Origin of the sequence: Mesorhizobium sp. C416B, from assembly GCF_030323165.1 — a bacterium.
Taxonomy (GTDB): Bacteria; Pseudomonadota; Alphaproteobacteria; order Rhizobiales; family Rhizobiaceae; genus Mesorhizobium.
This window is the reverse complement of record NZ_CP100471.1, coordinates 2141626-2162890: the sequence shown is the minus strand read 5'-3', so window position 1 is coordinate 2162890 and position 21265 is coordinate 2141626. Positions and strand designations below refer to the sequence as shown.

At 58.2% G+C, this 21265-nt stretch carries 18 protein-coding genes and 1 pseudogene; 10 read left to right on the top strand and 9 right to left on the bottom strand.

Annotated elements, in window-relative coordinates:
* Position 1 precedes the first annotated feature (1 nt).
* The 7 genes from NLY43_RS10730 to NLY43_RS10700 form a co-directional block, all read right to left on the bottom strand.
* Entirely contained in the window at positions 2 to 676 is a 675-nt protein-coding gene (locus tag NLY43_RS10730) for a GntR family transcriptional regulator (protein ID WP_023670602.1), read from the bottom strand.
* 171 nt (positions 677 to 847) lie between these two features.
* Entirely contained in the window at positions 848 to 2137 is a 1290-nt protein-coding gene (locus NLY43_RS10725) for a class-III pyridoxal-phosphate-dependent aminotransferase (protein WP_031198966.1), read from the bottom strand.
* A 22-nt stretch (positions 2138 to 2159) separates the two neighbouring features.
* A complete protein-coding gene (locus NLY43_RS10720; protein ID WP_023710158.1) occupies positions 2160 to 2534 on the bottom strand; it encodes a nuclear transport factor 2 family protein in 375 nt (124 codons plus the stop codon).
* A gap of 35 nt (positions 2535 to 2569) precedes the next feature.
* The gene (locus tag NLY43_RS10715) at positions 2570 to 3535 is read right to left on the bottom strand and encodes an agmatinase (RefSeq protein ID WP_023710157.1); all 966 of its coding nucleotides are present in this window, start codon (positions 3533 to 3535) and stop codon (positions 2570 to 2572) included.
* A gap of 60 nt (positions 3536 to 3595) precedes the next feature.
* Positions 3596 to 4321 carry an ABC transporter ATP-binding protein gene (locus tag NLY43_RS10710; RefSeq protein ID WP_245267862.1) on the bottom strand — a complete coding sequence of 242 codons (726 nt, stop codon included), beginning with the start codon at positions 4319 to 4321 and terminating at the stop codon, positions 3596 to 3598.
* Between the two features lie 38 nt (positions 4322 to 4359).
* Positions 4360 to 5202, bottom strand: a complete 843-nt coding sequence (locus NLY43_RS10705) for an ABC transporter permease (protein ID WP_245263934.1) — start codon at positions 5200 to 5202, stop codon at positions 4360 to 4362.
* Between the two features lie 37 nt (positions 5203 to 5239).
* The gene (locus NLY43_RS10700; RefSeq protein WP_286460877.1) at positions 5240 to 6283 is read right to left on the bottom strand and encodes an ABC transporter substrate-binding protein; all 1044 of its coding nucleotides are present in this window, start codon (positions 6281 to 6283) and stop codon (positions 5240 to 5242) included.
* 107 nt (positions 6284 to 6390) lie between these two features.
* Between NLY43_RS10700 and NLY43_RS10695 the strand changes: the two genes are divergently transcribed.
* Positions 6391 to 7323, top strand: a complete 933-nt coding sequence (locus tag NLY43_RS10695) for a LysR family transcriptional regulator (protein WP_023710153.1) — start codon at positions 6391 to 6393, stop codon at positions 7321 to 7323.
* A gap of 6 nt (positions 7324 to 7329) precedes the next feature.
* Here NLY43_RS10695 and argE read toward each other — a convergent pair whose 3' ends face one another.
* Complete coding sequence (gene argE / locus NLY43_RS10690; RefSeq protein ID WP_023686789.1) at positions 7330 to 8487, bottom strand: acetylornithine deacetylase; 1158 nt, start codon at positions 8485 to 8487, stop codon at positions 7330 to 7332.
* 339 nt (positions 8488 to 8826) lie between these two features.
* On the opposite strand from argE, the gene NLY43_RS10685 reads away from it, so the two are divergent.
* The 8 genes and pseudogenes from NLY43_RS10685 to NLY43_RS10650 all read left to right on the top strand — a co-directional run bounded on the left by NLY43_RS10685 (position 8827) and on the right by NLY43_RS10650 (position 18501).
* The gene (locus tag NLY43_RS10685) at positions 8827 to 9510 is read left to right on the top strand and encodes an ABC transporter permease (RefSeq protein WP_023723365.1); all 684 of its coding nucleotides are present in this window, start codon (positions 8827 to 8829) and stop codon (positions 9508 to 9510) included.
* Positions 9507 to 10193 carry an ABC transporter permease gene (locus NLY43_RS10680; protein WP_023670591.1) on the top strand — a complete coding sequence of 229 codons (687 nt, stop codon included), beginning with the start codon at positions 9507 to 9509 and terminating at the stop codon, positions 10191 to 10193. The genes NLY43_RS10685 and NLY43_RS10680 overlap by 4 nt, the downstream gene beginning before the upstream one ends.
* 73 nt (positions 10194 to 10266) lie before the next feature.
* The gene (locus NLY43_RS10675; protein WP_023686791.1) at positions 10267 to 11049 is read left to right on the top strand and encodes a transporter substrate-binding domain-containing protein; all 783 of its coding nucleotides are present in this window, start codon (positions 10267 to 10269) and stop codon (positions 11047 to 11049) included.
* A 17-nt stretch (positions 11050 to 11066) separates the two neighbouring features.
* Complete coding sequence (locus NLY43_RS10670) at positions 11067 to 11825, top strand: amino acid ABC transporter ATP-binding protein (RefSeq protein WP_023686792.1); 759 nt, start codon at positions 11067 to 11069, stop codon at positions 11823 to 11825.
* Positions 11826 to 12258: 433 nt separating this feature from the next.
* Positions 12259 to 13724, top strand: a pseudogene (locus NLY43_RS10665) (NAD-dependent succinate-semialdehyde dehydrogenase).
* A gap of 378 nt (positions 13725 to 14102) precedes the next feature.
* A complete protein-coding gene (locus NLY43_RS10660; RefSeq protein WP_023710151.1) occupies positions 14103 to 15617 on the top strand; it encodes an aldehyde dehydrogenase family protein in 1515 nt (504 codons plus the stop codon).
* Positions 15618 to 15658: 41 nt separating this feature from the next.
* Positions 15659 to 16873: a pyridoxal phosphate-dependent aminotransferase gene (locus NLY43_RS10655; protein ID WP_198025437.1), complete on the top strand. Its 1215-nt coding sequence runs from the start codon at positions 15659 to 15661 to the stop codon at positions 16871 to 16873.
* A 1274-nt stretch (positions 16874 to 18147) separates the two neighbouring features.
* Complete coding sequence (locus NLY43_RS10650; RefSeq protein WP_084561007.1) at positions 18148 to 18501, top strand: hypothetical protein; 354 nt, start codon at positions 18148 to 18150, stop codon at positions 18499 to 18501.
* Positions 18502 to 19171: 670 nt separating this feature from the next.
* Here the strand turns inward: NLY43_RS10650 and NLY43_RS10645 are convergent.
* Positions 19172 to 19972 carry an IclR family transcriptional regulator gene (locus NLY43_RS10645; protein ID WP_023681861.1) on the bottom strand — a complete coding sequence of 267 codons (801 nt, stop codon included), beginning with the start codon at positions 19970 to 19972 and terminating at the stop codon, positions 19172 to 19174.
* A gap of 235 nt (positions 19973 to 20207) precedes the next feature.
* Between NLY43_RS10645 and NLY43_RS10640 the strand changes: the two genes are divergently transcribed.
* Positions 20208 to 21260: an ABC transporter substrate-binding protein gene (locus NLY43_RS10640; RefSeq protein ID WP_023723360.1), complete on the top strand. Its 1053-nt coding sequence runs from the start codon at positions 20208 to 20210 to the stop codon at positions 21258 to 21260.
* Positions 21261 to 21265 lie beyond the last annotated feature (5 nt).

The window sequence follows — 21265 nt, the reverse complement described above, 5'->3', positions numbered from 1 at the left end:
GCTATTTCGTGGAAGCAAAGGCGTCCAGTGATGTCATTATGTGCTCAGCGAGCGCTGCGGCGGCCTTGTCTGGATCGCCGCTTTCTATCGCTTGCACGAGAGGCTCATGCTCCTGCGCCACGTCCATGAGGCTCTTGTAACCTGCATTGTCGATCGTAAGCGCGAGGCGAAGATGGTCGAACAGAAGCCCGGCGACCTTTTCGATGTACGGGTTCTTGGCCATCCGCCACAGAGCTTCGTGGAATTCAAGTTCTGCGTCGACCAAGCCAGGCAAATCGCCATTCTTCGCAAAATTCGACATCGTTTTGATGAGCTTGCGCAGCTTCTTGACGTCTTCGGCGGTATGGCGCTCGGCCACCGCCCTGATCGCCAACGCCTCGATGGCATTCCTCACGACATACAATTCGCGGATTTTTTCCGCACTCATCTGGATAACCGAGGTGCCGTAATGGGTGCGGCTCTCAAGAAGTCCGGCTTCGGTCAGACGGTTGACGGCTTCGCGGATCGGCGCGCGGCTGATGCCGAGAGATTTGGCGATGGTCGCTTCGACGATGCGCTCCCCCTGGGCGATCTGTCCTGAAAGAAGTTTGGCGCGGAGGTCGAAGTACACCTGATCGGCAACCGAATTACGCTGGATCACCAAACCGTTGGTTTCATCTTGTTTCACGACACCCATGGTGGGCCTCTCTTCATGGTTGGCGCAGCCTACCGGATTCGGTCCAGCATCAGCGCAGGCAACTTAGCGGAACTTGCGGAAAAAGAATACGAAACCGTGCAACAGTACTGGTTCGCTCCGTTTTCCAGTGTGGAGAACCTCCCCGGCTCTTCGCCAGGGAGGATGGACGGATTACGCGGCAGACTTCACAGACTTGCGCAGTGAAGAGCCAGCGCGGTCGAGAGTATCAACGATCTGGTCTGCCTCCGCTTCGGTAAGCACCAGTGGAGGAAAGAACTTCAGACCGGGCGGATCGATCTCCGCGACGCTGTGGCATAAAACGCCATCGTCGAGAATTTTCCTGTAGAGTTCACGCCCCAGATCCCGGTTGGCAACTTGAACCGAGACGGCGAGCCCGAAGGATGTAACGCCCTTGAGAACGTCGGAGTGTTTCGAGCAGAGCGCTTGGAAGGCGTTGTGGAGGTACGCTCCAACTTTGCGGACGTTCTCCAACAAAGCCGGACTGGAGGCGACGTCAAGCACCTTCGCCGCGACAACACAGCTGATCTCGTTGCCGCCGAGGCTGGAGATATACGCGAACCGATGCTGATTCATGCAGTGCTCGTAGATCTCCGCCCGCATCAATACGGCACTCGCTGGGTACAGGCCGCCCGACAAGCCCTTCCCGGTGATCATCATGTCCAGATCGATGTCATACTGCTCCGAAGCCCACAGTGTCCCCGATCGACCCAGACCTGCGCGTGTTTCGTCCACGATGAACAGGACCCCGCGCTCTTTGCAAAGGCGGGAAGCCTGGGTGAAGAAGTCGTTGGAAGCCGCCTCGAAGGTCTCGTAGTCCATCGGCTCGATGATGAAGGCCGCGATCTCGGAGGTAAGAAGACGGTCGAGTTCCTCGAGATCGCCGAACCGCTCGAGAAAGTTCGAGTGCGAAGGGAGATTATAGTGGTCGATGATCCCTTCTTCGGGCGAGCCCGTGACGATAGCCGCAAATCCTGTATGGCCGTGATATCCATGCCTGTAGGCAAGCATCTTCTGGCGCTTGGTGACGCGGAACGCGAACATTGTCGCCAGATCGACTGAAAGAGTTGAGCAAAGAGTAATCACGCTCCGATTCAGATGGGCCTTGGGCGCGAGCGCCGCCAGCTTGTCCTGGAGTTCCAAATATTTGGCATTGGGTACCGACCAAAGTCCGGTGTCCCGGCCGTCGTCGAGCGCCTGCCGCAGCACAGCCAAGATCTCCGGATGGCGATGTCCCAACGCGTGCACGCCGCCACCGGTGCCGCAGTCGATCAGGCGCCGCTTGCCCTCGATGTCCCACATGTAAACGCCTTCGCGTTTGCCGATGACGAACTCAGCGCCTTTCGCCTTCTGCCGCTCAGCATTTGACCGCCAGGATCGCTCGATGAAGGCGTCGAAAATTTCGGCACTTGTGTGAAGTGCCTTCTGGTTTTCGGTTGTCATTTTTACGATTCCATTCTCGCAGTCACTGCGCATCCAAAGCGAAGTGCCAAACCTTCGAGACGATCTTCCATCCGCCGGCGGTTTTGGCGCAGGTCAGTTCGTCCACGAAGTTCTTCGGAATGAAAATCTCCTTGACCCGAAGATGGGCTGTCGTGGGGCTGGCGATCTCGATCGAAACGACCTCGTCTCTCCTTGGATCGTTGCGGGAAGCCGGTGAAACACGGCCCCGCACGATCTCGATGTACTTGTCGACCCCCATGATTACGGGTTCAGCTTCCGTGAAGCAGTAGAGCATCGCCGCGGGATGAAACACCTCAGCGAAGAGGTCCGCCTTCCCGAAATACAGCGCGTCGAAATACTTGTTTGCGAGCTCGCGCAACGCGGCTTGGCCTGACATGATGTCCTCCCTTAGGTTTGTTCTGTTCGGGCCGATCAAGCCTGTTTCGTAGTGCGGTTCTGGTGGGCTACCGCCGCCAGGCACGTGAGCTCGAACATCAGGTTCGCGGCGTTGATGCAGGTGATCCCGGTCGGATCGAGCGATGGCACGACCTCGCAGATGTCACCGCCGATCAAATCGATGCCATTGAGCGACCGCAGGATCATTTGGGCATCCCGCATCACGATGCCGCCTGGTTCTGGGACACCCGTGCCGGGTGCGTCCTTCGGGTCCAGGCCGTCGATGTCGATCGAGAAGTAAGTCCGGCCGGCGCCGATTACGCGTTTGATCTCCTCGATGACCGCTGCGCGGCCCATCGTCTCGAACTCGTCCATCGTGATCATTCGGATGCCGACCTGACCACCATAGACGATGTCGTCGTCGCCATAGCGGGTGCCCCTCAGACCGACCTGGACGATCCGCTTGGGATCGAGGAGGCCTTCTTCCACGGCACGGCGCACGAAGGTGGCGTGGTTGTACTTCGTGCCCATGAACTCATCGAAGGTATCGGAATGCGAGTCGATCTGGATCAGGCCAACCGGGCCGTCCTTCGCGATCGCCCTGAGAATTGGAAGCGGGACCGTGTGGTCTCCGCCCACTGAGATGGGAACGGCCCCGGCTTCGTGGACGCTTTTGAAGAAATCCTCGATGCGCTCGACGCTCTTCTCGACGCTGAGGGGATGGGTCGGCGCGTCGCCGATATCGGCGATGTTTGCTATGCGGTATGGCGCGACGCCGGTGGTCGGGTTGACCTGTCGGATCAGGCGGGAGGCTTCGCGAACGCCCGCCGGTCCCTGTCTCGCACCGGACCGGTACGTCGCACCGAGATCCAGTGGAACGCCGACCAGAGCGATGTCGATAGAGGACGAAATCTCGGATCGTGCGGCGCGCATGAACGTCGCGATCTCGGCGTATCTGGGGGTAATAGATGAATCCACTGGATTGAATTCGTTGTTCGACATTTCATTCCTTTCTTGTCGACCACTGCGGTCTAATGGCTGCGAAATTCGGAACAGGCCTCTTCAATGCCTCAACAGGTGGAGCATGTGCTTGCGGTAGCGGGTGAATTCCTCGCTCGCGACGACATCGGCGACGCGCGGCCTCGGCAGTTCGATCCTGAAGTCTTCGATGATCCTGCCGGGGCGTGCGCTCATGACCAGCACGCGATCCGCGAGATAGACGGCTTCCTCGATATCATGCGTCACGAAGATCACGGTGGTCCGCTTGCTAGACCAGACGTCGAGCAGCAGTTCCTGCATCCGCGAGCGCGTCTGAGCGTCGAGCGCGCCGAACGGCTCATCCATCAACAGAACGCTAGGTTCCATCGCCAGGGCGCGGGCGATCGCCACGCGTTGCTTCATGCCACCCGACAGGACTTTCGGAAACTGGTCGGCATATTCCTTGAGGCCCACGATCTCAATGAGTTCATTGGCGATTTGGGAGACCTTGACCTTCGGCCAGCGGTTCAATTTGGGGCCGAACTCGATGTTCTGCCTCACTGTAAGCCATGGATAGAGCGAATAGTTCTGGAAGACCATTCCGCGATCAGGGCCTGGTCGGGCAACCGATCGTCCATCGACCTTGATGGACCCGGTCGAAGCTCCCACCAGCCCGCCCACGACATTGAGCAAAGTGGATTTTCCGCATCCGGATGGCCCGAGAAGGCAGACGAACTCGCCTTGCTCGATTTCCAGATGGGTATTCGTCAGCGCTATCTGCGGAGCTTCCCGATGCCGGGCGAATTCCACGCTGACGTTGTCGACAAGAACGCGTGTCATGGTGGTCCTCAGTACATGTAGGGGAAGAACTTGCGGTGCGCATAGCGGAATGCGAGGTCGGTCAAGACCCCCAGAATGCCGACGGCCACGATGCCGGCGATGACCTGGTCCGTCAGAAGAAAACGCTGGGATTGCAGGATGGCGATCCCCATTCCCTTGTCTGCTCCGACGAGCTCCGCGACGATGACATAGGTCCAGGCGATGCCCGCCGTAATGCGGAGCGCGTCCACAATTGCCGGGATGCAGGCTGGCAGCAGAACCTTGAAGAACACCTGTCGCGAGCTCGCTCCAAGCGAGTAGGCACTGTTCATCAGGTCACTGGAAACGCCTTCCGAAATGCTGGCGATGAACAGGACTAGCGGGAAGAACGTGCCCATGAAGACGATCGAGATTTTCTGCGACTCGTTGATCCCGAGCCAGATGATCATCAGCGGCACGAAGGCGGTTGCAGGCAGATAGCGCGCGGTGCTGAGCAACGGCTCGAGAAGGGAACGGAAGAACGGGAAGTTCCCGATGAGGATGCCGATCGGCACAGCCACTGCTGCAGCGAGAAGGAATCCGCCGAATACACGGTACGCGCTCGCCCAGACATCCGCCAAATAGCCGCCGTTTACGACCATGGTGGCCAGACGACTGGCGACTGCGATGGGGCTGGGAAGGAAGAAGGGTTGAATCCAACCGGCCTCGGTGACAAGCAACCACAGCAGAAAAAAGGCCAGTACGCCGACGACGGAAATCGTCATCCGCTCGCTTGCAGGCAGGATTGCCCTGGGTCTCAAATATGTCTGGACCTTGATCAGGAAGCTTGGGCGTCTCGGAGAGACGCCCGCCGTTTTGAGTTCGCTGTTCATTGGAAGCACTTGCAAAGTCCGCATGGTCCCATCAGGCTCACTTTGCCAGTTCGCCGGCCATGCCGACGACCTTTGCCGCGTCCGGCGTCGAGCGCAGCACGCCGATCTTGTGATAGAATTCACCGGCCTGCGACACGAGTGCAAAGGCCGGGCTGCGGTCACCGGAGAAGAACGCCGCGTTGTCCTGTTTGGTAAAGAAGCGAACGTCCTTCAGCGTCCCCTCGAGCGTCTCGGTGCTCATCTTCAGATTGCGAGCAATGATCTCATTCGCCTCCGCCGGATTCTTCCCCATGAAGGCAATGCCTTCGAAGTAGGCGCCGACGAAAGCCTTCATCTCCGTCTTGTGCTCGTTGGCATAGTCTGACTTCGCGGCGAGCGCATCGACGATCAGGCCGGGCATCGAGCTGGTGTCGGCCAGAATTTTGCCGAACTTGGTGGCTGCGGCCTTGGAAAGCCAGGGCTGCCACGTCACGGCTGCATCGACGCTACCGGCAACGAAGGCTGCGCCGGCGTCACCGGACTTCATGTCGATGATTTGGACGTCTTCGAGCGTCAATCCGGCCTTGTTGAGGGCCTGCGCCAGAAGGAACTGGGAGACCGAGCCTTCCTGAACACCGACGGATTTTCCCTTCAGGTCCGCGACGGTGGCGATCTCTTTCTTCGCCACGATTCCGTCGCCGCCGGCCGACTCGTCAAGCGCGGTCAGCACCTTCAGGTCGGCTCCATTTCCCGAAAACAGCGCGAAGTTGTCCATCGTCGAGGCGACGATGTTGATCTGACCGCCCTGCATTGCGGCGATGGCGTCGGATGATGCCTCGATGATCTGCAGGTTTACGTCAAGTCCTGCCTTTTCGAAGAAGCCCTTTTCCTTGGCGATGTAGAGCGCGCCGTAACCGATCCAGGTCGAGTGCGCGACCGAAATTTTTTCCGCCGCATCAGCGGCGTTCCAGCTTGCAGACATGGCGATTACGCCCGCGAGAGCGAGTCCCTTAAGCAGTTTCATTGACGTTCCCCATCGCTGTTTTTTGACGACTGTCTTCTGTCGACAATATTTCGTCTCACATAAGTCCGATCTAGTCAATGCGAAATGGTCCTCTCGCGATAACTGTGATTTATGGGGCTGGCATCACCCCATCAAGTCGTGCGGGATTATCCTGAAACGGCGGAGGCACGGTCGAAAGGCGGAGTATGCGCGTAGAAATCCCACCCCTGGACAAGGTTGATATCCGGCTCCTTCGGGTCTTCAAGGCGGTGACCGAATGCAATGGTTTCGCGGCCGCAGAGGAAACGCTAGGTCTGGGTCGATCAACGATCTCAATCCACATAGCAGATTTGGAGACGCGCTTTGGCCTGAAGCTTTGTGTTCGCGGTCCTAGCGGGTTCTCGCTGACGCCACAGGGACAGGTTGTGTATGAGGCCACCCTGCGGCTCTTTAGCGAGATCAACAGTTTCAGAACAACGGTTGCCGGTTCCAAGGGGCAACTCATGGGCGAACTGACGATATGGCAGATGGAAAACATAGCCAGCGATCGGCTGAACCCCTTGGTTGGTGCGCTTCGGCGATTTCGAGAGCGTTCGAATGGCGTTGAGATAACCATGAATGTTGTGCCGTCCAACGATGTCGAGCGGGGTGTCTATGACGGTCGTTGCGATCTTGGTCTTACCGGAAGCCGAAGCCCGCTGAATGGCTTGAAGTATGAGCAGGCCTACTCCGAAAGAATATCGCTTTACTGTGGTTCGAAGCATCCACTTTTCGATCGTTCGGCAAGTGCGCTTAGCGATGATGACCTTCGTCAAGTCGATTTCGTCCGGCGAGGGTTTGTAACGCGGCAACAGGAAATGGTTGAAACCAATTGGAACTCAACCGTCGTTTCGATGCACGTCGAAGCGACCCTCGAATTCATCTTGACGGGTCTCCATATCGGCTATCTTCCGGATCAGTACTCTGCGGCATGGGTTGACCTGGGCATACTGCGAAAGATCAATCCGGAACGATTCAGCGTGGATTGGCCGGTGTACATCGTGTCTCGGGAGAGCAACGCTCCCTCTGTCCTCGTCTCGACGTTTCGAGATGATCTCCTCAGCGAGTCGCGGCAACTTGCAAACCAGGAGGCGAATTGAACCACGTCAGAAGAGGGTTTTGGCGATCAGCGCCAGCACTCTTTCTCCCTCCCTGAATTGCTCTTTGTCGATAAACTCGTCGACCTGATGAGCCTGTGATATGCTCCCTGGCCCAAAGACCACTGTGGAAAGCCCCGCGGCCTGGAAGAAGCCGGCTTCGGTTGCATACGACACGGCCTTCACATCCGGCGAGGAACTGAAGCGGCTGACGAGCTGTTCCGCAACACTGGAGGCCTCTCTGACAAGTGGCGGAATATCGAAACGCTCCGTGATCTTGATCTCACAACCGGGAGCAGTCGCGCACAGCCCAGGAAGCACAACATCGCGCGCAAGGTTTGAAATCCGGGCAAGGATAGTTGCAGCCTGGCCCTGCTCCACTGTTCGGGCCTCCATCTGGAAGCTGCACCGCGCTGGGATGACGTTTCCAGCGGTGCCTCCTTCGATGACTCCGACAGTGACAGTGGGATGCGGCACGTCGTAGAGCTCGGCATTCGGTGACGGCTGCTTCTCAAGCTCCCTGGCAATCTCCTCCACCTCGCAAACCAGGCGGGCGGCCGCGTGAATGGCATTCGCGCCCAGATGCGGAAGACTTGAGTGGGCCGCCTTGCCGAGAACCTCGATCGTCCAATCGAGCGCGCCTTTGTGCGCGCCTACAACCTGCATTTCGGTGGGTTCGCCGACGATGACCGCGAGAGGCTTCGGAACCGACTTGGCGATATGGCGCACGATCGGTTTTACCCCTTCACAGGAGATTTCTTCGTCATAAGAAAACGCAAGGTGGAGCGGCTTGGTGAGCTCGGCAATGGGCATGGTCGCGGCAAGCGAGAGGGCAAGGGCGAGGAAGCCTTTCATGTCCACCGCACCACGCCCGTAGAGGCGTTTATCCGCCTGCCGCAACGCGAATGGGTCGGAAGTCCAGGGCTGGTTCCCCGCGGGAACCACGTCCATATGGCCCGACAGGACAATTCCGCCCGGAACCATTGGTCCGAGCGTCATGAGCAGGCTGGTTCGGGTGCCATCGGCTGAGGGGAACCTTTGGATGGTCGCCCCCAGGGATCTGGCGAACGTTTCGACATAGTCCGCGATGTCGTGGTTGGATTGACCCGATAGCGACTTAAATCCCACCAGCTTGGATAGGATCTCGATAGCGTCTGTGGAGGGCATCCTTCATTCGACCTTTGGTTCCAGTGGCTGCGACGGCGACTTAGCCCGAAGGATGAAGCCGCCGTCGCCGTCAGCCGGCAAATGGGAGGATGCCGTTGGCCGCCGCGCCAACATTGTGCATTCCGCGGAGTATGAGAGGTGAGCCAGGCAAGCCGATATGTCCTTGCAATACATCCAACCGCCGAGACGAACGTTCCCCAGACTTGGGCTCCCAGTAGACCCCAATCGGACGGCACATGATGTCAAACTTTCAAACAAGGGTTTGAGAGCCATATTGTCGACAGTGGACAATAGGTTCGCCATGCTAGATATCGGCGACGTGTGAGATGAGGTTTCAGATTGGACTGGGCTGGACAGATCGCGTCGGGGACGGTTTTGACCGTTGGGCTGGCACTTGCGACGCTTCCGGTAGGGCTCTTGCTTGGATTGGTGCTGGCCTTGGCATCAAGGTCGGAAAGTCTTTGCCTGCGGTCCGTTGCGGCGGTCTACTCGACAGTCTTCCGCGGCTTGCCGGAGCTTCTGACGCTGATCGTGATCTACTATGGAGCGCAGGAACTGCTCAATCAGTTCGCAGACGAAATCGGGATTGACGGCTTTGGCGAGATCAGCCCGTTTGCAGCGGGCGTATTCTCCCTGGCTCTCGTTTTCGGAGCCTTCTCCGCGGAAGTCTTCCGGTCTGCGCTGAACTCCATCGCCAGCGGCCAGGCCGAGGCCGCGCAGGTGATCGGCCTTAATCGCTTTCAGACATTCAAGGATGTCATCGCACCTCAGATGCTGCGGGCGGCGATGCCTGGCCTGTCGAATACGTGGATTGTATTGTTGAAAGATACATCATTGGTCTCGATCATCGCGCTCAATGACCTCATGCGGACGACCAGCCTGGCGGTATCGAGCACCAAGCAACCGTTCGCGTTCTACGGGGCCGCCTGCATCATCTATCTCCTGTTGACCACGGTCTCGGAACGCACCGCAGGTGTACTCGAGGCACGGTTCTCTCGCGGATATGCCAGGAGCGCGTCTTGAATTTGTTCCTGCCCGATTTTGCCCCTCAGCTTCTGGCCGGTTTTGCCGTCACCCTGAAGATCGTGGCCGTGTCCGCCTTTCTGGGGTTCCTTGCGGCGATTCCGCTGACGATGGCGCTTCTCAGTGGTCGTGCATCCATCCGTCTCATAGCCAGTTCATACCTGCTCTTCTTCCGCGGTACGCCGCTGCTCGCACAGCTTTTCCTGGTCTACTATGGAAGCGGCCAGTTCCGCACAGCCCTGGACCATGTCGGCCTCTGGTGGCTCTTCGCAGACCCCTTCTTCTGCACGATCTTGACGTTTTCGCTGAACACCGCAGCCTATCAAGCCCAGATTTACCGCGGCGCCATAAACTTGGTCGCGCGCGGGCAAACCGAAGCGGCGCAGACCCTCGGTTTGTCCCCCTACAACACGTTTGTCGACATCTTGATTCCGCAAGCGATGGTCGTCGCGGTGAGACCGCTCGGCAATGAACTCGTTCTTCTTGTAAAGGCGAGCGCCGTCGCCTCCATCGTCGCCGTCTATGACCTGATGGGTTCCGCCAGATTGGTCTATGCGCGGAGCTTTGAACTAAGCCCATATCTTTGGGCGGGGCTTATCTACATCTGCTGCGTTGAGGTGCTCAGGTTGAGCTGGAATGTCCTCGATCGCCGGTTTCGGCGGCATCTGCCGAACAGCCATTGACATATATCTTCGCATCGATAGATTGCCGACTGTCGACAATGAAATTCGAACGATACCCCTCTGGGAGGAACCAATGAATTGGAAGCGTCTTACGACGGCAGCCGTCTTTGCGGCTGTATGTTCGGTCAACTCGGCTTACGCACAGCAAGACGTGAAAATCGGAACGGAGGGTGCCTTTCCTCCCTTCAATTTTGTCGACGCGAATGGCCAGCCGCAAGGGTTCGAAGTCGATCTCGGTTATGCAATCTGCAAGGCGGCCAAGCTGAATTGCACATTTACCGCCATCGCGTTCGACGGTCTTATTCCTGCACTCAAGGCAAAGAAGATCGATGCGATCATCGCCTCGATGAACATCACCGACGAACGCAAGAAAGTCATCACGTTCGTCGGGCCCTATTACGTCGATCCGCCTCGCTTCGTTGGCAAATCTGGATCGTCTGCCGATGTCACCCCGGCGGGGCTTAAGGGCAGAACCATCGGTGTAGCGTCGGGAACGATCAGCGAGAGTTACGTTCGCGACGTTGCAGGGACAACAGCAAAAATCACGAGCTATCCGAGCCTGGACAATGCTCTTCTTGACTTGTCGGCCGACCGCGTCGAACTCGTCCTTGACAACGCGATCGCCCTCTCCGAGGGATTTTTGAAGAAGCCTGAAGGAAAGGAGTTTGAGTTTATCGGACCGGCGCTGTCGGACACCAAGCATTTCGGCATCGGCCCAGGCATTGGAATTCGCCAGAACGAAAAGGCTACGGCATCCGCGCTTGCTTCGGGCCTGAAGGCGGTACAGGACTCCGGCGAGTTCAAAACACTGAGCCAGAAGTATTTTGGCATGGATATCTCTCCGAAGAAGCCATGAGCATTCGGAGCAAGAGCATGGATTCCGAACGACACACAACCGATCCGGCGATCGATGTCGCCGGAGTGTCCAAGCGATTTGGCCAACACCCGGTTTTGACCGCAATCACCTTGCAGATGCCGGCCGGAAAACGGTTCGTCGTCTGCGGTCCGTCGGGATCGGGCAAGTCGACCCTTGTACGCTGCATCGTCGGTCTTGAGCGAAGATCCGCAGGCTCAATCAGGGTAGCGGGTCATGATCTCGATCCCGATTGTGCGAACGCAAGGCAACTCGCCGGCGACGTCGGAATGGTCTTCCAGCAATTCAATCTTTTCCCGCATCTGACCGTCATGGAAAACCTCATCCTGGCCCCGCGGCGCGTAAGGAAGATGACACGGGCTGCTGCGGAGGAAATTGCCATGGCGCAGTTGAGAAAGGTGCGCGTGGAGCAACTGAAGGACAAGTATCCGTCTCAGCTATCAGGAGGTCAGCAGCAACGCGTGGCAATCGCCCGTGCTTTGACGATGCAGCCTGCCGTGATGCTCTTCGACGAGCCGACCTCGGCGCTCGATCCGGAACTGGTGAACGAAGTGCTCGACGTCATGCTGGGTCTTGCCGACGAAGGGATGTCGATGATGATCGTCACGCATGAGATGCGATTTGCGAGGCAGATCGCCGACCAGATCGTCTTCATGGATATGGGGGAGATCGTCGAGCTTACGCCGCCCGACTGCTTCTTCAACGCGTCTCAAAATTCCAGAGTGCGTTCTTTTGTGGAAGCCACGACAAGGGGATAGCCGCTGTACCTTCATGGTTGCCAATAAAAACCCAAATAGAATGGAGCTCGTGACTGGACCCGATTCGGTCGTTGCTCGCACCAATAATTCATACGCGTCCAGAGCTGCTTTGCGACATTCCCCGAGAAGGCGGGTTTCATCGCGCGTCATCTCCGTTTTTGGCATCGATTGGATCGCAGCTGGGATCGGTGGGACGTGCTCGTTGCGATCTGGCGGTGAGCCGAAAGCGATCTGGACCGTCTGCTGAAAACAGCCTGCGGTGTCGCCGAAGGTGAGCGTCAAGCCGCCGGCCAAGTGTGGGCTGGTAGCGAATGACGCCGCGGCGCCCGGCAGTCACTCTGCGACGTCACAATGCCGCCCTCGGCCGATGGAGCGAGCACGGCCAAAGCCAGGACCAGTCCCAGGCAAAGCCACCGGCACTATGAGGAGTTACATGACCAATTCCGACCTTGCATCCAAATTGAAAGACGACACTCTCCTGGTAAACAAGGCGTTTGTGGGCGGGCGCTGGGTGGGTGCCAGGGAAGGATCCGTCTTCGCCGTGACCGACCCCGCCACCGGCGAACACATCCCTTTCAGTCCCAGATATGGGCGAACTGGAGCTCCGGGAGGCAATCGATGCCGCGCACGAAGCACAGAAGAAGTGGGCGAAGCTGACCGGAAAGGAGCGAGCATCATACCTTCGAAAGCTGTATGATCTCGTCGTTCAAAATGTCGAAGATCTTGCGATCATTCTGACCGCGGAAATGGGCAAGCCCCTGCAAGAAGCCCGGACCGAAATTCTCTATGGGGCGTCCTACATCGAATGGTTCGCCGAGGAAGCAAAACGGATTTACGGCGATGTCATTCCCGGCCATCAGGCTGACAAGCGCATTTTCGTGCTGAAGAGTCCGGTTGGTGTGGTTGGAGCAATTACGCCCTGGAACTTTCCAAGCGCGATGCTCGCCCGGAAACTTGCGCCCGCTTTGGCGGTGGGATGTTCGGTGGTCGCCAAGCCGGCCGCGCAGACACCATTGTCGGCGCTCGCCCTTGGGGTACTTGCGGAGAGGGCCGGTATCCCGGCGGGCGTGCTGAACATCGTCACATCCACCAACGCAGCAATGGTTGGTTCGGTGCTCTGCGCAAGCGACAAAGTTTGAAAGATCTCGTTTACAGGCTCGACGAATGTCGGACGGATCCTGATGAGGCAAGGTGCGGACCAGATCAAGAAGCTCAGCCTTGAGCTTGGCGGCAATGCACCGTTCATCGTTTTCAACGACGCCGATATCGACGCGGCCGTGGAAGGGGCGGTCGTTGCCAAATTCCGCAATGCGGGCCAGACCTGCGTCTGCGCAAACCGCATCTATGTGCAGTCGGGAGTCTACGAGGAGTTTGCGTCGAAACTCGCAGGCCGGGTGCGCAACCTGAAGGTCGGCAATGGCTTTGCTGAAGGGGCACAGATCGGCCCTCTGATCGATGAAAATGCAGTCAACAAGGTCAATGAGCATCTGCAGGATGCGCTGTCGCACGGCGCGCATATAGCGACAGGCGGGACAAGCGGTGAACAGGGCAAACAGTTTTTCTCGCCGACCGTACTCCTCGGTGTCACCTCCAAGATGAAGGTTGCGGCGGAGGAAACCTTTGGTCCCCTTGCTCCGCTGTTCTCCTTCGAGACAGAGGAGGAGGTCGTAGCGATGGCAAACAAGACCGAGTTCGGTCTTGCCGGCTATTTCTACTCGCGAGATGTCGCACGTATATTCCGCGTTGCCGAAACTGGGATGGTGGTATCAACACAGGTCTGATCTCGACCGAGGTCGCTCCGTTTGGCGGCGTGAAGCAATCGGGGATGGGACGGGAGGGCTCGAAATACGGAGCCGACGACTACATCAACATCAATACATCTGCTTGAGTATTTCGTAGCCGATGATCGAGGCCTGGTAAGCGTGGCGGAATGGGTACCATTTGCGGAAGTGTCCTCAATTCGGCTCTCGTCGCGGCAATGGCCATCGTGAAGGCTTTGACGTTCGCAATCATCAAACCTTCGTTTGGTGCAACATAATTTCGAATTTCCCCCGGTGATCTAAACAAGGCCAGGTGAGTCTCGGCCTCTCCTGCGCAGCGATGCGGCGAAGCCGGGCTTCCCGTAGACCAAAAGCTCAGGACGGGACGAGGGGGTGCTCGATCGGCTTCCAGCCGAACCGCCACCTTGGGTGATTTCGGCGCGTCGGATCTTTGAGGATCACCATAGCCGGCAGGCGCTCTTCGATGCGTCACCGATGGAGGTAAGAGAGCAAAAGCATGAACCAGGACATTGGCAGCTACTTCAATCGGTTCTCCGTCCCGTCCGAAGTCATTTCCTTCGTCTGCCGTCCGATAGGCCATTTCATCGACGGCAAGGAAGTTGATTCAGCCGCCGAAGTCATCGATGTCATCGAACCGTTCACTCGTCAAAGATTGACGGGAATGGCAAGCGGAAATGCTGAAGTTGTCGATCGCGCGGTGCGTTCGTCCCGCAAGGCTCTCAACGGCCATTGGGGCAGAATGCCGGCGCTGGAACGACAGAAGCTTATCCTGCGATTGGCTGAAGCGATCGACGCCGACGCAGATTTCCTGGCCCATCTGGAAACCATCGACGTTGGGAAAGCGATTTCCGACGCGAGGTCGATCGACGTTTTCGGCTCGATCGCAAATTTCGACTATTTTGCAGGCTGGACAAGCAAGCTGGATGGCAGGACAGCGAGCGCAGTCTCCCTACCTGGCGAGACGCTGACCTACACCATCAAGGAGCCGGTCGGGGTTGTGGCGGCAATCATCCCGTGGAATTTCCCACTGCAGATCCTCTCGTGGAAACTTGCGGCCGCGCTTGCTTGCGGATGCACGGTCGTCTGCAAACCGTCGGAGCTCACGCCTCTCTCGGCAATGAGGGTCGCCCAACTCGCGACCAAGGTTGGTTTTCCTGACGGCGTTATCAACGTCGTAAATGGCTTTGGGCATACCATCGGCCAGGCGTTGGCCGCCCACCCGGGTATCGACAAACTTTCGTTTACAGGTTCGACAGCCGTGGGAACGGCGGTTGGGAAAACCGCGCTCGATACGATGAAGCGCCTGACGCTTGAGCTCGGAGGTAAATCGCCTGTGATCGTGACGAGGCAGGCGAACCTGGATAACGCAGCGAACGCAATTTTGTCAGGAATATTCATGAATTCCGGCCAGGTCTGCGACGCGGGATCGCGCGTCTATGCCCATGCCAGCGTCCACGACGAATTGGTCGAGAAGCTGAAGGATGGTGCAGAGAGTTTGGTAATTGGTTCTGGTTTGGATCCGATCTCCAGGATCACCCCACTCGTCTCGGCGGCGCATCGGGGCCGCGTCCTGGAGCATATCAAGAGCGCACATTTGGAAGGCGCATTACTCGTTACAGGCGAAGGGCCAGGCGGAACGGGTCGCGAGGACGGCATTCTTCGTCCGACGATCTTCGCTGAATGCTCCGAAGGAATGGGAATTTTCCGCGAAGAAATCTTCGGCGCCGTTCTGGGCGTTGCACGATTTGAGACCTTTGATGAGGCGGTGGAAAAGGCCAATGCGAGCATCTATGGGCTGGCTGCCGCTGTCTATTCCGACAATGTCGACGAAACAGTGCAGCTGTCCCGGCGGCTCAAAGCCGGGAACATTTACATCAATGCACATGGGCTGCTGGATCCGACCATGCCATTCGGTGGGGTGGGAGCTTCGGGCTTTGGCAAGGACATGGGACCGGAACAACTCGACGGATTCCTGACAACAAAAAGCATCTACCTTCAACTCGGAAAGTGATGCGTAACTATCTCACACAGCGCTTTCGGGAGGAGGCAACGATGGAAACATTGCGGCGAACTAACACTGATCAGGAGCTGCCACGGTTTTCGGAGCACACTCGGGCCATTGCCAGTGAAGGAGCGGCAGGCTGGGCGATCGCGGACGCGGCGGCGGATGCTGTAGATCGAGGCGAAGACGTCGTCAGCCTCTGCCTTGGGGATACCTCGTTCGACACGCCGACGAGGATATCTGAAGCTGCCATTCAAAGCATCCGAGGCGGTCGGACGCACTACGCTCCGGTTCCGGGCACGCCGGGCCTCCGTCGCAGCATTGCTGCCGCGCAAAAACGGTTCGATGGGCGTGATTGGAGTGCAGCACAAGCCATTGTATTCGGTGGAGCACAAAATGCTCTTTTCGCCGCCCTGATGACCGTTGCCGGAGCTGGCGACGAGGTGCTCTGCCTCGAGCCTTGGTATGCCACATACGAAGCGGCAATACGCGCCGGTGGAGCAGTGGCCCGACCCGTCAAACTATCGCTGCAAAATGCGCGGGAGAAAATGTCCGAGGATATTCTCAGTGCAGTGGTCGGAGATCGAACGCGGGCAATCTTGCTGAACTCCCCAAACAATCCCGGCGGATATGTGTTCGGCAAGCAGGATCTGGAAACCGTTGCGAGATTTGCTGAGCGGCACAATCTGTGGATCATCAGTGATGAGGTTTACCGCAGCACAATCTTCGACGGCGAGTTCCTCTCAGTAACGTCCATTCCCGGCATGACGGAGCGGACGATAATTGTGAACAGCCTGTCCAAGTCTCATGCAATGACTGGCTGGAGACTAGGATGGACGCTTGGGCCGGTCTCGGCATCAGTTCATTTGGAAAATCTTGCGCAATGCATGCTCTTCGGATCGCCGACCTTTATTCAGGATGCCGCAGCGGTGGCTCTCGATGCGGCGGGTGACGAGGAGATGCGGTTTTTCTCAAGCGAACTGAAGCGCAGACGCGATCTGATGTGCGCTAGCTTGTCCGAGATTCCCCAGCTGAAATTTGCGCGGCCGGGTGGCGGCATGTTCTGTTTCGTCGACGTCAGTGCGACGGGTTTACCCGGCACTGAGTTTGTCGAGCGTCTGTACTCCACGGAACGACTGGCAATCGTCCCGGGCGTCGCGTTTGGGCCGAATATGAAAAACTTCATACGCATCTCGTTCTCGGGTGCCGACTCCGTGATCGAGAGCGGAATGGACCGGCTGAGACGATTTTGCGCGGGATTGTAGCAACGACGTGTCGAATTTGGTAACTGCTCGTACGCGAGCCGCTCGCCCCTGGTACTGGGCAAGCGATCTGCACGGGGAAAAAGGGGCAGGGGCTTGAGTACACAGGTTGCAGCGACGGCCAACTGTACGATCCGGAATTCGGGCCATGGGATGGATTCCTTGGTTTGGGAATGGGACTGCTCGCTGCACCCTTGCCCTCGTCACGACGGTGCTAAGGCTGCGGCGGCAGTTAACGTTTCGACCTACTAGGCCTTCATACACGAGGAGCCATTGCGTCGCGCCGGTGGCCAGGAGGTTCGTGGACACGCCAAGCTGCGTGGGTAGTAAGATACTCGATGCCATCACTACGCGGGATTGACGGGTTGAGTGTTCCCGGACTGAAGTTTTTGGACAGGTGGGTTGCCGAGCAATTCCCCATTGCGGCGCCAGACGATCCGATCGCCGCCAGCGACTTGGCAGATCAATTGATGAAAGCGCCGAGAAGCGGCATCGTAGCGCCGGCTTCAACCGCGTGTGGTTATGTACCATGAAGTAGCAGAAAATGTGTTACGCGTTGCGATACCTATTGTGATACAAATTGCCCACCGTTACGAAGAAAAACATAGTAAATACAATCGTGTAGAGCCGAAGCCGATCCCAGCCAAGGTACCATCGAATTTCCCGCTAAAGTCTTGATTGCCGATCGACGATCCACGAGAGGTCAAGACCTGTATGCGCTGTCGGCAGGGCAGGAAGACCCTGACTGCACACACACCGCGGTGCGGATACCCGCGCCGCAGCTTAGGTTTCATTTTACTCCAGCGGTTCGTCGGTCGGCCGAGGCGTCGTGCCTGCCTGACGAGCGGATCAGGATGTTCCATCGGGCGGAATCGCCAACAACGAGGAGCAAATTTCAGATAGCCTTCAAACAGATGTCCCTGGTGGCAACGCGGGTCTTGCAACCAGTCAGCACCGGATTGGTGGTCTCGTTGTAGTCGGCCATGGTCGGCAGCGCGGCAGATTCGGCAAAGTTCCAGTCTGGCTCGCAATGCCCGCTTACGCACACCGCCGCTCGTAGACCTTGAGCTGGCTCGTTCCAGCCACTCCAACCCAAATTGCCAGTCCGGCTCCCGGCGGCGCGCTGTTTGGATTCCGTGGGAACATCAACAGCGCCAGCGAGTTCGGTATGTGCAGCGAGTTCCCTGTTCGCCGCATGGCCAACGTCCGGAGCTCTTGACTGCCCGCGTCTTCGCTCCTGGAGCGCGGGCCACTCCTCTTAGCCCAAGGTTGCGATCATGAGCAGAAACATTCCGGAAAAGCGGGCCAGGCAGGGTGGCTTGGGGCGACCGGTCCTTGGCGTGCTCTTGGCAGGCCTTGTCTTGGCGCTCGTTGCCTGGGGGATCGCTGAAATCTATGGCGAGCAGGCCGAGCAGGCTAAGACACCGGCGACACAACAAAACAGCCGGGTTCCATCGCCAGATACTTACAGCCCAAATCCTGGCCAAACGGACCCTGCAAACTCCAAGGCCGACGATGTGAATGGCGAACCGGTGGACCGAAATCCCAAGCTCGACAAGGATCCCACGCCGCGATCAAGCACTGGCGGGGATCAGCCAGGAACGCCGCCAACTCAACCTGCTTCGCCATAGCGTTCGCACTAGTTGATAAACACAATTCAAACAGATGCGGAAATGTGGAGCGGCGATTTTAGCCAATTTCAAGAGCCGGGTCTGTCAATAATCGCCGGCGCTCTCTGATAGCTGGGGAGCCACGAAAACCTCCGCTGATTCTTACCGCTTGCTGGATGGCACTGGCGGCTCCAGACCGACTGCGCGCTGTGTCACGCCCGCAGACCTTTGCACCTCTGGGCGCTTTTGGAGTTGCAAGTCGATGGAATCGGGCAAGCTGGGTGTAGATGATGCAGTCGTCATCTTATCCAGGTCCGGCAGCAACACCATCTTTGCGTAGCGTGGAGGAACCAGATGGCCTCCGAAAACAGCGAATATCCCGCACACGAATAAAGCGAGAAGCAGGGCCGTAAGCACATCTGTGAAAATTTCGACAAATCTCATGTGCTCGCTCCGCGCGTAAGGATCCCGCCGCGCTCTCGACAGTAAGAGCGGCGGGATCCTCAACCGGCGATGAAGGGACTTTGATCGACGGTCTTCTCCTAATGTGGCTTCCGGTTGCGTGTTCCCTGGTTCGGACCTTATCCACCGACTATGGGACTAAGGTCCCGAACCTAAATGGAACCAATGGGGAAGAGCGGAATCCATGTGCCTTTAAGAGGCTTCAACCAGAGGGCACGACGGCTGATCGTCAGCCTCCCGCCAGAGACAGTCCACGGGCGCGCTCGCGCAGCAACGCAAGCAGTTCGTCGCGCCGTGGCTCCGGCGTGTCGACGGGTAACACCAAACACAAGGTCCTTTTGATGGCGCCGTGGCCGTCACGGATGGGGGCCGCCATGCACCAGGTGAAACGGTCGGCCAAGGCTGTGGTCTCGCTGAAACCCTGCCGGTGGGCCAAGGCAACATCGGCAAAGAATTCGGCTGGTGCAATGATGCGGCCGTCGGGAAGCCTGTAGTCGCCAGATGGGATGAAATCCCTCAACTCTTGCTCGTTCATATGGCCGAGGAGCAGCCGTCCGGATGCCGTCCATGGGATCGGCACCTCAACCCCAACATCGCTTGAGATCCGGAACGGGCCTGGGGAATCTCGGCAGTCAAGAACGACGTATTTGTTGCCACGCAGGCCGCATAGCTGGACCGTCTCGCCTGTCTCGGCGGCCAACTTATCCAAGGTCTCGATGATGCGACGGTAATGGGCATTGTGATGTGAGTAGGCCCAGCCGAACAGATGCATGGCGCGTCCGAAATAGACGTAACCTTCACCGCCGACGTTTTCGAGCATTTCGGCGTCGAGCAGGCTGTTGACGATCTCGTAGGTGGTCGAACGCGGCGCGCCGATCATCTTGGCGATGTCGCCGACGCGCATTGGCGCGCGATGCCGCAGCAAAGCCTCGAGCAGCATGATGACGCGGTCGATGCCGCGTCGTCGTTCGCCATTGCGCGGCTCCGCGCCGGCTTCCTTCCCGATCGCATCGTTAGTGCCGTCGCTCATGACCATCCGCCAAAATCATTTCGGTTCTCGTCTCAAGGCGCTTGAAAGATGTCAAGGCTCGGTCTAGCATCCAATTTGTCCGATATACAGACACATTGTCTGAAATACCAGACAAACTAACGAGCCTGACGCAGACAAATCCCGAGGCGACACACGGTTTCCAAGATCCGGCGACCGACGGGTTTCCTCGCCCTTGTTCTGCACGTCGAGGCCACAACCTCTGAAGGGAACAGTCATGATGAAATCACCGTTTTTCGCATCCGCCAGCGCGCTTTGCCTCGGTCTCGTGCTGAGCTTTGGCGCCGGCTCGGCAGCCAATGCCGCCGCCAACTGCATCAAGGGCGACCGCAAGGCGCCGTACACGATCGGCTGGGCCAACATCTATTCCGTGCCGACCTGGATGAAGCAGACCCAGGGCACGATCGAAGCCGAAGTCGAGACCCTGAAGAAGCAGGGACTGGTCGACAAGCTCGTCGTCACCGACGCTCAGGGCGATGCCAACGTCCAGATCCAGCAGATTCAGTCGATGATCGATTCCGATGTCGACGCCATCATCCTGATCGCCGGTTCGTCGACCGCACCGGCACGCGTTCTGGCCGACGCCTGCGCCAAGGGCATCGCCATCATCAACTTCGACAGCCTCGTCGACACCGACAAGGTCACCGCCAAGGTCAACACCGATTCTTCGCAATGGGGCGACCAGGCCGCCAAGTTCCTGATCGACGCCATCGGCGGCAAGGGCAAGATCCTGATCCTCAATGGCCCCGCCGGGGTTTCGGTCAGCGATGACAGGCGCAAAGGCGCCGACGCTGAGCTCAAGGCCCATCCCGACGTGACGGTGCTTGCCGAGACCAACACGCCCTACAACGTCGCGCCGGCACAGGAAGCCGTCACCAGCCTCCTCTTCGCCAACCCCGAGATCGACGGCATCCTGTCGCTCGGCGGCGCTCTGTCGGCAGGCGCCGTGCTGGCCCTCGACAAGCAGGGCCGTGAACAGGTGCCGATCACCGGTGAGAACGCCCGGCAGTTTTTGGAACTCTGGAAAGAAAAGGGCTTGAAGAGCTGGGCGACGATGCAGCCGAACTGGCTCGGCGCCTTCGCCACCTACACTGCCGTCCAGGCGCTGGAAGGCAAGGATGTGCCGGCTTTCGTCAAGATTCCGCTGCCGGTAATCGACAATTCCAACATCGACGAATACCTCGCCCGGGCCAAGGACTTCCCGGCTGACGGCTACATCTTTTCTCCTTACGATGAGGAGCTGTTCAAGAAGCTGCTGGCTCAGAAATAAGCCTG